Origin of the sequence: Pseudovibrio ascidiaceicola, from assembly GCF_900114245.1 — a bacterium.
In the GTDB taxonomy this organism is placed as follows: domain Bacteria; phylum Pseudomonadota; class Alphaproteobacteria; order Rhizobiales; family Stappiaceae; genus Pseudovibrio; species Pseudovibrio ascidiaceicola.
Window position 1 is genome coordinate 146,614 of the sequence record NZ_FOSK01000006.1, and the last position, 12,282, is coordinate 158,895.

Genomic DNA, 12,282 nt, shown 5'->3' on the forward strand with positions numbered 1-12,282 from the left:
CTGGTGCCTGTAACTGCTCCTCTTGATACTGATGGCTTTGTTGTTTCTGCAAGCTTTCTTGGTGATGTTGCTGCCTTTGCCAGTGGTGAAGGTTCTGTCTTTTTTGCTGGTGGGCCGGAAACACAAACGCCGGTTCACAAAAACGGTTTGCTTTGTGCAACGCCATCTCTGGATGGCAAATCTTTGATTACTGGCGGTGGCGATGGCCGGATCTGCAAGGTCCATAGTGATGGCCGTGTTGAAGAACTTGCTGAGCAGCCACGCAAATGGATCGACATTATTGCTGCTGGCCCGCAGGACAGTGTGGCCTATGCATCTGGTCGTACGGCTTGGGTTCGCTTGAAAAGCGGCGAGATCAAAGAGTTTCAGCTGCCGCGTGCGTTTGCTGGTCTGGCTTTTGCGCCGAAAGGCATGCGTCTTGCTGCTTCTCGTTATGATGGCGTGACTTTGTTTTGGGTGAATGCCGCTGGTGATCCCCAAGAGTTGAGCTGGAAGGGGGCGCATAGTCTTGTCACGTATTCGCCTGAGGGGAAGTACCTTGTGACCACGATGCAGGAGAACGCTCTGCATGGGTGGCGTCTGGCGGATAGTCAGGACATGCGCATGACCGGTTATCCGGGCAAGGTGAAGTCTGTGAGTTGGTCTGCCAAGGGTAAGTATCTGGCGACCTCTGGCGCTCAGGCTGCGATCCTCTGGCCGTTTATGGGCAAGAGTGGGCCTATGGGGCAGGCACCGTTGGAACTTGGCGTACGTGGTGACAGCATGGTTACGACCGTTTGCTGTCATCCGACTGAAGAGATGGTGGCGATTGGCTATCAGGACGGAATGGTGATGGCTGTGCGTTTCCATGACAATGCTGAGGTGCTGTTGCGCCGTCCGGGTGCTGGCCCTGTTTCTGCCCTTGCATGGGATAAGAAGGGCAACCGGTTGGCCTTTGGTACGGAAGAAGGGGCTGCTGGAGTCATCACGCTGGTGGATTAACTCGAGTGTGGGAGGTTTGCTATGATGTTTGCAAGAGTTTTGACGCTTGGCGTTGCGCTTGTAAGCGGCACTGTGACCTCTCAGCTTCCTGAGTTTGCTCAGCAATATCGTCAGCGCATTGGTGGAGCCATTGATGCGCTGGAAGAAGTGAAAGCCGACTTTGTTGCGGATGCGGTTGCTACCAACAGGAGCGTTTCTGCAGCCCTACAGCATATGGCTCAGAGTGCTGACCAGTTTGTACAGTTGCGCGGTGAGAGTGTTGAACGGTCACTGGATCGTCTGGATGCTCTGAAAGAGCAGCAGTTGGCTATGACGAGTGCTGCGGCCTTTGAGCGGGTCTGGATCTTTCTGAGAGAACCAGACACCAAGATCTCCAAAGCAACCTGGGAAGATTTTGAGCCTGCGGTGCCTGTGACGGTTGAAGGCGGCGTATTGGCTGGGATTGGTTTTGCGATTGGTTTATTTATGTTGCGTCTGGCCGGGCTTGGTGGACGTGTAAGGCGCCGCCGAAAGCATCGCGAAAAGCAGCAGGTTGGCACACAGTGACGACGACCACCTAAAGCGGTTTGCATTCCAAATAAGTCTAGATGAGCTGCTTTAGCCTTTGTTTGTGCGTATCTTTATTCAAAAACCGGCGTCCACTTTCCGGAGATACGCTGTAAGAGGTTTGATCGATGGATTCCATCACACGAATTAGATGTTTTTTGCAGGTGGTAGAAAGCGGCGGGTTTTCGGCTGCAGCACGTGATATGGGACGCTCCAAGGCGCTTATTTCCAAGTATGTGAGCGAGCTGGAAGATGAACTGGGCGTGCGTTTGTTGAACAGGACGACCCGTCAAATTTCTCTGACACAGGTTGGTGAAGCCTATTTTCGTGAAGCTGGTGAGCTGTTGCAACGGTTTGATGACCTGAAGGATGCTGTCCAGCAAGATCACCGGGAAGTGCGAGGTCGGCTGCGGCTTAGTGCTCCGCGTTCGTTCTCTGAAGCGACGCTGGGCAGAGTGCTTGCCTCGTTTTTGCAAGAACATCCGCGTGTTGAGTTGGATATTGAGATGGAAGATCGCTTCGTCGATATTGTCGAGGAAGGATATGATGTTGCTATCCGTGTGGCCGAGCTTGAGGATTCCAGCCTGATTGCGCGGAAGATCCGTGACGTTCGTGTCGTGGTTTGTGCCTCTCCTGCGTATTGGGAAGCGCATGGCATGCCTGAGAAGGCAAGTGATCTGGCGAATATGCCGTGCATTATTGATACCAACTACAAGCACAAGACCAACTGGATGTTTCTGGCAAATGGGGAGCGATTTTCTGTTCCCGTTAAAGGACCGATGCATGTGAACAGTGCGAAGACTGCGGTTGCAGCGGCGCTGGCAGGCCTTGGCGTTGTGCGTTTGCCGATCTTTTATGTGCTGGAAGAGTTGATGGCAGGCACGCTGATACCAGCATTGGAAGACTACGAAGTGCCTGGGCCTGCGATGTACGCGGTTTATCCGCATCGCAGGCATCTGTCAGCGAAGGTGCGCGCCTTTGTTGACTACATGGTCAACTGGCACAAGCAATTGGAGCAGTATGGTGACTGCCCCAAAATGCTTGATGGGCCTGTACCCAAAGAGGATTAGAGCGACCCTCTGTTTTAAGCCGGATTGTGGTGATGCTGGAAACGCTCTTCTGCCAACTCATCTGCGATGATGTTGGTTGGGCGTTTTTCTGCATCGGCTCGATCAAAGATCTGAGCAAGCGTGCCACCGATAGCGAGGGTCTTCTGGCGTACGATTGAATCTGATGCACCAGGCTCACCCAGAGCAACAGAGATTACGCCGCCTGCATTGATTGCATAGTCTGGTGCGTACAGGATGCCGCGCTTCATGAGAGCAGCGCCGTCTTCTTGAGTTTCTAGCTGGTTGTTGGCTGCGCCTGCGACGACAGCAACTTTCAGCTCTGGGATGGTCGCAGCATTCAGGCCACCGCCAAGCGCGCACGGAGCAAAGATGTCTGCTTTGACGAGATGTGCGTCGTCTGGAGATACGCTGGATGCGCCGAGCTCTTCAATGGCGCGTGTTACTGCCGGATCATAGATGTCGGAGACGATCAAACGGGCGCCTGCTTCATGCAGTTGGCGAGCAACGTCGTATCCCACATGACCTAGCCCTTTCAGGGAAACAGTCAGGCCGGATAGGTCTTCTGAGCCGAATTTATGCTTGGCGGCTGCCTTGATGCCGACGAAGGTTCCTAATGCAGTGTACGGAGATGGATCGCCAAAGCCAGTTGCGTCAGTTCCGCGAGCGAACTGAGTTTCGCTGCCAATGATTTCCATGTCGTCTGAGCTGATGCCTACATCTTCTGCCGTGATGTAGCTGCCGGACAGACGGTTGATGTGTCTGCCAAATGCTCTGAGAAGTTCTGGGGTCTTGTCAGTGCGTGGGTTTGCGATGATGACTGACTTTCCTCCTCCCAAAGCAAGGTCAGCCAACGCGTTTTTATAGGTCATGCCTTTTGATAGGCGGAGAACATCAGTCAGAGCTTCATTCGCGCTTGCATAGTTCCACATGCGGCATCCACCGAGACCGGGACCGCGGTTGGTATTGTGAACCGCGATGATCGCTTTCAAGCCCGTTTCGTTGTCTGTTGCAAATACGATTTGCTCGTGGCCAGCGAATTCTGGATGATCCAATGGGGTCATGTAGGTATCGATCGTTATTTTATTATGCAATGGCACGTTCATTCAGCCCTCCCAAACGAAATTGAACAAGAAGCGTTGCGGGGATATTGGTTTATTCTTAAAGCAATATCCGGTTTATTTCGTAGGTGATGGGCATCAAATTCGGAAGAATTATCCGAATGGTTCTAAATTACGGGAAAAACGTATCTCACGACCTTCAATAAATGGGTCTTGAATTTGCCGTTATTTTATTACACTTGTCGTACTGGGTTCTCACATATTGTTAAGGCACCATGTCTCATAAGCTCCTACGGTTTTTGACCGCATTCTGCATGCTGTTGGTATTTCTATTGCCTTCTCAACAGGTTGCAGCACATCCGCACATGTTTGTGCAGGCGCGCGCTGAGCTGGTGTTTGATGATGACGGGTATCTGACTCACATCCGGCACAAATGGCTGTTTGATGATCTGTATACAGCCTATGCAGTGCAGGGGCTGGACGTCAATCAGAATGGATTTTTCGAAAAGGATGAGCTGGCTGAGCTTGCCGAGATCAATATTCAAGGTCTCAGCGAGTATGGTTACTTCACGTTCGGTGATGACAGTCAAACAGAGATAGATTTTTCTCAGCCGTTTGAGCCTTCGATGAAGATGGTCAATGTGGCTTTTGATGATTATTGGCTGATCAGCGAAGAGGACAAGCAGGCAATTGCGGAAGAGGTTGCTGCTGGGCGCAGCCAGCCAGACACGAGCCCTGTGTCCTTGGTGGAGCTGAGCTTTTCCTTGCCGCTTAAAAAGAAGATCAAAGCTGATAAGCCGATCACGCTCGACGTATATGATCCAACTTATTACATCGATTTTAAGTGGCCTAAGGGGGATACGGCTGTTTCACTGAGCAATGCCCCAGGCAAATGCTCCGTTGAACTGGTTCATCCGCCGGAGCTGGATGGGCAAATTGCTGCTCAGTTGGCAACTATTGGGGCAGATCAGCGTAATGTTCCTGAAGCTCTGCAAAGTTACACCTCTGCTCTTGTCAATCAGGTGATTGTGTCTTGCGATGGCGCTGTGACAGCAGCTGCGACTACAGGCAATACCAAGTTCATCTCTGAGATCACGCCTAAGCCGGTTGAGAGCGCTCCTGCAACTGCAGAGGATGCGGTGGCTGTTCTTGCGCAAGGTGGTGATGCAATGGCGTTATCTTCCGTTTCTGAGCGTGAGAATGTGGGCGCTGCTGATGCTGACCTGCGCGGCCCGGATATGAATATCTTTCAGCAGGGTATGGCGACGATTACCCGTTTGCAGAATGAGTTTTATCTAAAGCTGACAAGTGCGCTGAGAAACTTCCGCAACAACCCTTCTGCTGGCTGGCTTCTGATGTTGATCAGTTTTGCTTATGGCGTGTTTCATGCTGCAGGGCCGGGGCATGGTAAGGCGGTGATTTCATCTTATGTGATTGCGGATGAGCAGACCTTGAAGAAAGGGATCGCGCTGTCCTTTGCCTCTGCCTTTGCGCAGGCGGTGACAGCGATTGCGTTGGTCGGTGGAGCAGGGGTTCTCTTGCACCTGACCAGTACTGCGATTAATGCGACGGCGCGCTGGTTTGAACTTGGCTCTTATGTGCTGGTCTTCGTGCTTGGTCTCTACCTTGTTTGGCAACGTGTTTTGAAACCATGGTTTGGCAAGAAACCTGCTTCCAGCTGCGGGCATTCTCATGACCACGATCACGACCATCACCACCATGACCATGAGCACGCAGGGCATGGTGAAGTTTGTTCCAGTTGTGGGCATGCGCATGCGCCTGATCCGAAGATGGTTCAGAACTCGGCTATGACACTCACAAGCATCTGGTCGATTATTCTAGCTGTCGGCCTTCGCCCCTGTACCGGTGCTTTGATCGTGCTTGCGTTTGCGTTTTCTCAGGGCATGATTTGGGCAGGTGTGGCCTCCACACTTGTGATGGCATTGGGGACAGGCATTACGGTGTCTGTTCTGGCGAGTCTCGCAGTTCTGTCACGTGAAGTTGCCTTGCGGATCTGGGGTGCCGACAGTCAGGCTGGTATGGTTATTCTACGCGGTTTTGAGGTGGTTGGTGCTCTGACTATTTTGCTGATGGGAACATTGATGCTGATTGTCGGGTTGAATGGTGGCGCTACGGCAGGTCTGTTCTAGATTACGGCAATTTTTGGAAGAATCGCTCTCGAAATGCCTGAAAAATTTGTTTTCAAGCAATTTCGTATGGGTGTTTTCGAAGAAATTCGCGCTATCGTTAATGCGCGAACGTGTAGAAAACTACACCTTCGTGTGGATAGCTGTTTGCACATCTGAGCGCATCTTTGAATGTTAGCTGTCTTCGCTTTTCCATGCTGACCTGATTGAAGCTAAAGCCTCGGATTTATCGGGTAGCATCGCGTCTGCGCGCTTCTGCTCGGTTTCAGCTGAAACTGTAGATTAGATTCCTCTAAATTATTGTATTTTAAAGCATCTACCATTTGTGTGGCTTCATTCGCCCAAAAAATAATGGAGCAACGCTCAAGTCAGTTAGGTCATGTAGACTGACTTATTAACATTGAAATAAAAGGCTATGAATTTCAATTTTGAAGGTTGATTGTTAGCCCTTAAGGGCGGAGATTCCTAAAAATGTTTCGATAGTTACGTTGCGGCTGGTTTCGGTTGATAACGCATAGATGAGGTACGCTCAGTTGATCCAAGAATAATTAATTTGTCCAATAGGGTGCAGATTTCCTTGTATTTTCACGTAGTTTTAGGGTTATAAGAAGTTGGTCATGTTGTCGCAGAGATCTCAATGGAAGAGGTTCAATTCTGCGGAGGCATAAAGAGATTTGATTTAAGAAGCTCTTGGGAGGAGTTTTTATGGACCGCCGTAGTTTTCTGAAAAATGCTGGTTTGGCAGGTGCAACCGCTGGCGCAGCTACTCTTGCAGCTCCAGCACTCGCAGCTGGTAAGCGCGAACTGAAAATGGTCACCACCTGGCCTAAGAACTTCCCGGGTCTTGGTACCGGCGCACAGCGCATCGCTGACCGCATCACTGCTGCTAGTGAAGGTCAGCTGACTGTAAAGCTGTTTGCTGCGGGTGAACTCGTTCCTGCATTTGAGAGCTTCGACGCTGTTTCCAATGGTACAGCTGACATGTACCACGCTGCTGACTACTACTGGCTCGGCAAGCACAAAGCATTCGGCTTCTTCACTGCCGTTCCAATGGGCATGACAGCTGCTGAGCTGGAAGCATGGATGCACTTCGGTGGCGGTCAACAGCTCTGGGATGAGCTGGCTGGTCAGTTCAACGTTAAATCCTTCCTGGCTGGTAACACCGGTCTGCAGGCAGGCGGCTGGTTCAACAAAGAGATTAACTCTCTTGAAGACCTCAAAGGTCTGAAAATGCGTATGCCTGGTCTGGGTGGTGAAGTTCTTCGCCGTCTGGGTGCATCTGCTGTTGCGCTGCCTGGTTCTGAAATCTTCCCTGCACTGCAGTCTGGCGCGATCGATGCGACTGAGTGGGTTGGTGCATGGAACGACATGGCATTCGGTTTCTATAAAGTTGCTAAGTACTACTACACCAAAGGCTTCCATGAGCCAGGTGCTGGCCTGTCCTTCGGCATGAACAAAGGTGTTTGGGAAAGCTTCACACCTGGTCAGCAGGAACTGATCCGTTCTGCATGTATGGCAGAGAACAACTACATGTTCGCTGAGTACAACCACAACAACGGTGCTGCTCTGGAAACTCTCCTGACCAAGCACAACGTTCAGGTTCGTGACTTCTCTGACGACGTGTTTGATGCAATTGGCCGTAAAGCTGAAGAAGTTGTTGCTGAAGTGGCTGAGACAGATGACATCTCCAAGCGCATCTACGAAAGCTACATTAAGTCTCGTAAGGAAACTTCTGCATGGTCCAGCCTTGCTGAGCGTAACTACCTGACAGCTCGCGATCGTATCCTGGGCTAATTTTACCTATTGCTGCACAAGCTCTCCGCATTCCTTGCGGGGAGCTTTTCTTTCAAAAAGTTCTATTCAGGCCTTTGGGGCCCAATAATAATCCTAGAGGCTTGGTTTAGACCAAGACGAAGAGGCGGGCATGCGCGCCCTAATGAACCTGATTACCTCAGTCAATGGCGGCATCGGCAAAAGCTGCGCCTGGCTGTCTCTGGGCATTGTGCTTGTCCAGTTTACAGTGGTGGTGATGAGATACGTTTTCGGTATCGGTTCCATCTGGATGCAAGAATCCATCACCTACATGCACGGCTTCCTGTTTATGCTGGCTGCTGCTTATACGCTCAGCGTAGATGGACACGTGCGGGTTGATATCTTTTATCGTGATGCACGTCCGCGCATCAAAGCGATGGTTGATCTGCTCGGCTCGGTGTTCTTCCTTCTTCCGATGTGTGCGGTGATTATCTACTGGTCATGGGGCTATGTGGCCAGTTCCTGGGCAATCTGGGAAGGATCTCAGGAGGCTTCCGGCATTCAAGGACGGTATCTCCTGAAGAGTGCGATCATTGCCTTTGCCGTTCTCGTTTCCCTACAGGGTGTCGCCATTATTCTTCGAAGTGTTCTTGCCCTTCGCGGTGACAAGAAGGCACTCGACTCATTCCGTCAGATCCAGGAGTAATCGGAGATGGATGGACTTCTTCATACTCTTGATATTTTGATGTTTGCGGTTGCCTGTATTTGTTTGCTGGCGGGCTTCCCTGTTGCATTTACTCTTGCTGGTGTTGCACTGATTTTCGCTCTGATCGCCTCGTTCTTTGGCGGTAGCGTGACGCTTGGTGCTATTCCGAGCCGAATTTTCGGCACCATGTCTAACGAAACCCTGATTGCGGTTCCGCTTTTCATCTTTATGGGTGTGATGCTGGAACGCTCCAAGGTTGCGGAAGAACTGCTGGAAACCATGGGCCGGTTGTTTGGGCGTATGCCCGGCGGTCTGGGGCTTTCTGTAACGATTGTGGGTGCTTTGCTTGCTGCCTCAACCGGTATTGTGGGTGCTACCGTGGTGACCATGGGGCTTTTGTCTCTGCCTACCATGCTGCGTAACGGTTACAGCCCGCGCCTTGCCTGTGGTTCGATTGCAGCCTCCGGTACGTTGGGGCAGATTATTCCGCCTTCCATCGTGCTTGTGTTTCTTGCTGACCAGCTTTCTAACGGCTACCAGATCGCTCAGCGTGAGATGGGTAACTTTGCTCCAGATCCATTCTCTGTAGGGGATCTGTTTGCAGGGGCGCTTCTTCCGGGTTTTGCTCTTGTTGGCCTTTACATTGTGTATCAGCTGTTTGTAGCGTTTACACAGCCGCACAAAGCGCCTCCAATGCGTGATGATGGCTCTGCTGGACCAACTCTCAGTCAGGTTCTTCACGCTCTTGTGCCGCCTATTGCGCTTATTATTGCGGTGCTTGGTTCAATCCTCGTAGGTATTGCGACACCAACTGAAGCTGCTGCTGTGGGTGCTGTTGGCGCGTTGCTGCTTGCAGGATACCGCATGCAAGAAGATAAGCCTTGGCCGGTGTATCTGGCTGTGCTGTCTCTTATTGTGATGCTGGTTCTGACATCCTTCATGGATCTGCGTGTTGCACGTAACGAGATCCCAACCGGTGATATGATTGGTATCTGGGTTGCTGGTTTTTCCTGCGCGGTGCTCGCTTATGGGCTGCTCGTTTCGCTTTACCGCGTGATGGCAAAGAAAGTGCTTATGCCAGTGATGCAGTCGACCACACAGATTACCTGTATGGTGTTTGTGATCCTGATCGGTGCAACCTTTTTCTCTCTGATTTTCCGTGATCTGGGTGGTGAAGAGTTGGTGAAGGAAGCGCTGACTGGTCTGCCGGGTGGTGCACTGGGCGCTATCATCGCTGTGATGCTGGTCATGTTCGTGCTTGGCTTCTTCCTGGACTTCCTGGAAATCGTGTTCGTTGTGGTTCCGCTTGTTGCGCCAATTCTGCTGCAGCTTGAGATGCCTAACGGTGAACCGATGCACCCTGCATGGCTAGGTGTGATGATGGCTGTGAACCTGCAGACGTCGTTCCTGACACCACCGTTCGGTTTTGCGCTGTTCTACCTTCGTGGTGTGGCTCCGCCGTCAGTTAAGACCACGGATATCTACATCGGTATCATCCCGTTTGTTCTCATTCAGGTTCTGATGCTGATCATCCTGTGGTACCTGCCGGAAATGGCGACGTGGTTGCCGAAAGTGATCTACGGCTAAAAGTAGTAATCGCTTAGTATATGTAAGGGGCGCGAGTATTCGCGCCCCTTTTTTGTTGCAGTGCCACTAGCCCAAAGTAGTGATTCTTTTTTGACTTAGTCCAATGATCTACAAAAAGGAATTGAAACCTAATCAAAAGTATTGGGCATTGATTTACCTATAGTATTTCGCTTATGCGTGACAAATATAATGCATGTATACCTTAGTATAGACTTTTTTGAATGTAACTCGTTGAAATATCACAGTTTTGCATTGCACAAGTGCTCAAGGTTGCAACGCGCAATGAATAAAACCCATTAAAAAAGCTTTCGTATCTTGCTAAGAATAAGTCCAGGGAGGAGCTCGCAGGTGGAGGACTTGCGAGGCGGGGCTATTAGTCTTTCGTATTTCCTCAGAGTAAACAGGCAGACCAAAGGCACAAGATGACCTTTGGTGAGAGGTGATTCAAAGATGCAGGTGCCTCCGTCAGCGGGTATGGACACATTTCCGCAGTTGCTTATTCGGAATGCGCGGGAATGGGGGGATCGTCCCGCGTATCGCGAAAAGGACCTCGGGATCTGGCAGAGCTGGACCTGGCGTGAGGTCCTTGGAGAAGTGCGCAAGCTTTCTCTGGGGCTCAAGAGCCTTGGGTGCAAAGAGGGCGACAAGGTTGCGGTGATTGGTGCAAACCGTCCGCATCTTTATTGGGTTTTTGCCGCAGTGCAGGCGTTGGGTGGTATTCCGATCCCAGTCTATTCTGACTCAGTAGCAGAAGAGATCGCCTACGTTCTTGGCCACGCAGAAGTGCGCTTTGCGGTTGTTGAAGATCAGGAGCAGGTTGATAAGCTGCTTGAGATGTCCGAGAAGCTGCCGCTGCTCGAGCACATCATTTACGAAGACCCTAAAGGCCTTCGTGATTACGACCACACAAGCCTTCATCGTTACCTGAGCGTTCAGGAAGCCGGGCAAACTCTGCTCGACAACGATGAGAAGCTTGCAGATGACTGGTTTGATGCTGTCAGTGTTGGCAAGAGTGAAGACATTGCTGTGATCCTTTACACCTCCGGTACGACTGGTCGTCCGAAAGGGGTGATGCTGACCTTCAATAACCTCGTTGTTGCTGTTCAGAACGCGAACAAGTTCGATAATCTGGATGAGAATGCAGACACAGTCGCGTACCTGCCGATGGCATGGGTTGGTGACCATGTGTTCTCCTACGCACAGTGTCTGACAGCCGGGTACTGTGTGAACTGTCCTGAAGGTCCGGAAACAGTTTCGATTGACCGTAAGGAAATCGCCCCAACTTACATGTTTGCACCGCCGCGGGTGTTTGAGGGTATGCTGACGCACATCACAGTTCGCATGGAAGATGCGGGCAAGATGAAGAAGAAGCTGTTTGACTACTTCCTCAATTACGCAAACCAGGTTGGCGAGCGCATTCTGAATGGAGAGAAAGTCTCTCTGTTTGAGCGCATTAAGTATGCTGTTGGTGAATTCTGCGTGTACGGGCCGCTGAAGAATGAGATGGGTTTTTCTCGTGTTCGTGTGGCTTACACCGCAGGTGAAGCGATTGGTCCTGAGATCTTCAAGTTCTACCGCTCAATCGGCCTGAACCTGAAGCAGCTTTATGGACAGACGGAATCTTCCGTGTTCATCACCTCGCAGCCGGATGGGCAGATTTATGCTGATACGGTTGGCGTTCCTATGCCAGACGTTGAGGTGAAGATCGCTGAGAGTGGTGAGGTCATGTATCGCTCACCGGGCGCGTTCCTTGGTTATTACAAGAACGATGAGGCAACGAAAGATACCAAGACTGAGGATGGCTGGGTTCACACTGGTGATGCTGGCATGTTCCTTGAGAATGGGCACCTGAAGATCATCGACCGTGCGAAGGACGTGGGCAAGCTGACTGACGGCTCCATGTTTGCGCCGAAGTACATTGAGAACAAGCTGAAGTTCTTCCCGAACATCAAAGAAGCTGTGACCTTCGGAAACGAGCGCGACTACGTTTGTGCCTTTGTGAATATTGACCTTGTTGCAGTTGGTAACTGGGCTGAGCGGAACAACATTGCATACGCTTCCTATCAGGAACTGGCTGCGCATCCTGACGTTTACAAAACAATCCAAAGCCATGTGGATCAGGTGAACAAGGATCTTTCTGAAGAACCAATGATGGCTGGTGCCCAGATCAAACGTTTCCTTGTTCTGCATAAAGAGCTGGACCCGGATGATGGCGAGCTGACGCGTACTCAGAAAGTACGTCGTAACTTCGTTGCTGACCGTTATGCGCCTCTGATTGAAGCATTCTATGCGGGTGAGACCTCCAAGCATGTGGTGACCGAGGTGACCTTCGAAGATGGCCGTCAAGGCACGATCGAAGCCACTGTCGAGATCCGTGACATGGACACCCATAGCACTAAAGCAATGTCCGCGACTCGGGAGGCGGCAGAATGACT

The 12,282-nt window shown here is 51.2% G+C and carries 9 protein-coding genes; 8 read left to right on the top strand and 1 reads right to left on the bottom strand.

Translation table 11 applies throughout. The features are described 5' to 3' along the window. Window positions 1–3: 3 nt before the first annotated feature. The 3 genes from BM231_RS12935 to BM231_RS12945 all read left to right on the top strand — a co-directional run bounded on the left by BM231_RS12935 (window position 4) and on the right by BM231_RS12945 (window position 2,597). Window positions 4–981, top strand: coding sequence for a WD40 repeat domain-containing protein (locus BM231_RS12935; protein ID WP_093519967.1), 978 nt, complete (start codon window positions 4–6; stop codon window positions 979–981). A 21-nt stretch (window positions 982–1,002) separates the two neighbouring features. Then, window positions 1,003–1,527 carry a DUF2937 family protein gene (locus tag BM231_RS12940; RefSeq protein WP_093519969.1) on the top strand — a complete coding sequence of 175 codons (525 nt, stop codon included), beginning with the start codon at window positions 1,003–1,005 and terminating at the stop codon, window positions 1,525–1,527. Between the two features lie 128 nt (window positions 1,528–1,655). Then, entirely contained in the window at window positions 1,656–2,597 is a 942-nt protein-coding gene (locus tag BM231_RS12945) for a LysR family transcriptional regulator (protein ID WP_093519971.1), read from the top strand. 14 nt (window positions 2,598–2,611) lie between these two features. Here the strand turns inward: BM231_RS12945 and BM231_RS12950 are convergent, their stop codons facing one another. Then, window positions 2,612–3,700 carry a Glu/Leu/Phe/Val family dehydrogenase gene (locus BM231_RS12950; protein WP_093519973.1) on the bottom strand — a complete coding sequence of 363 codons (1,089 nt, stop codon included), beginning with the start codon at window positions 3,698–3,700 and terminating at the stop codon, window positions 2,612–2,614. 230 nt (window positions 3,701–3,930) lie between these two features. Here BM231_RS12950 and BM231_RS12955 point away from each other — a divergent pair, with 230 nt between their 5' ends. The 5 genes from BM231_RS12955 to BM231_RS12975 all read left to right on the top strand — a co-directional run bounded on the left by BM231_RS12955 (window position 3,931) and on the right by BM231_RS12975 (window position 12,280). Then, window positions 3,931–5,805, top strand: coding sequence for a HoxN/HupN/NixA family nickel/cobalt transporter (locus BM231_RS12955; RefSeq protein ID WP_093519975.1), 1,875 nt, complete (start codon window positions 3,931–3,933; stop codon window positions 5,803–5,805). A gap of 702 nt (window positions 5,806–6,507) precedes the next feature. Then, window positions 6,508–7,596, top strand: a complete 1,089-nt coding sequence (locus BM231_RS12960) for a TRAP transporter substrate-binding protein (protein WP_093519977.1) — start codon at window positions 6,508–6,510, stop codon at window positions 7,594–7,596. 130 nt (window positions 7,597–7,726) lie between these two features. Then, window positions 7,727–8,260: a TRAP transporter small permease subunit gene (locus BM231_RS12965; protein WP_093519979.1), complete on the top strand. Its 534-nt coding sequence runs from the start codon at window positions 7,727–7,729 to the stop codon at window positions 8,258–8,260. 6 nt (window positions 8,261–8,266) lie between these two features. After that, the gene (locus BM231_RS12970; RefSeq protein ID WP_093519981.1) at window positions 8,267–9,847 is read left to right on the top strand and encodes a TRAP transporter large permease; all 1,581 of its coding nucleotides are present in this window, start codon (window positions 8,267–8,269) and stop codon (window positions 9,845–9,847) included. A 450-nt stretch (window positions 9,848–10,297) separates the two neighbouring features. After that, window positions 10,298–12,280 carry an AMP-dependent synthetase/ligase gene (locus tag BM231_RS12975; protein ID WP_208860327.1) on the top strand — a complete coding sequence of 661 codons (1,983 nt, stop codon included), beginning with the start codon at window positions 10,298–10,300 and terminating at the stop codon, window positions 12,278–12,280. Window positions 12,281–12,282 lie beyond the last annotated feature (2 nt).

Excerpts from the sequence above, each read along its gene's own strand:
- BM231_RS12955 (WP_093519975.1), top strand. The coding sequence starts at position 3,931 with ATGTCTCATAAGCTCCTACGGTTTTTGACCGCATTCTGCATGCTGTTG.
- BM231_RS12970 (WP_093519981.1), top strand. The coding sequence starts at position 8,267 with ATGGATGGACTTCTTCATACTCTTGATATTTTGATGTTTGCGGTTGCC.
- BM231_RS12975 (WP_208860327.1), top strand. The coding sequence starts at position 10,298 with ATGCAGGTGCCTCCGTCAGCGGGTATGGACACATTTCCGCAGTTGCTT.
- BM231_RS12950 (WP_093519973.1), bottom strand. The coding sequence starts at position 3,700 with ATGAACGTGCCATTGCATAATAAAATAACGATCGATACCTACATGACC.
- BM231_RS12945 (WP_093519971.1), top strand. The coding sequence starts at position 1,656 with ATGGATTCCATCACACGAATTAGATGTTTTTTGCAGGTGGTAGAAAGC.
- BM231_RS12940 (WP_093519969.1), top strand. The coding sequence starts at position 1,003 with ATGATGTTTGCAAGAGTTTTGACGCTTGGCGTTGCGCTTGTAAGCGGC.
- BM231_RS12965 (WP_093519979.1), top strand. The coding sequence starts at position 7,727 with ATGCGCGCCCTAATGAACCTGATTACCTCAGTCAATGGCGGCATCGGC.
- BM231_RS12960 (WP_093519977.1), top strand. The coding sequence starts at position 6,508 with ATGGACCGCCGTAGTTTTCTGAAAAATGCTGGTTTGGCAGGTGCAACC.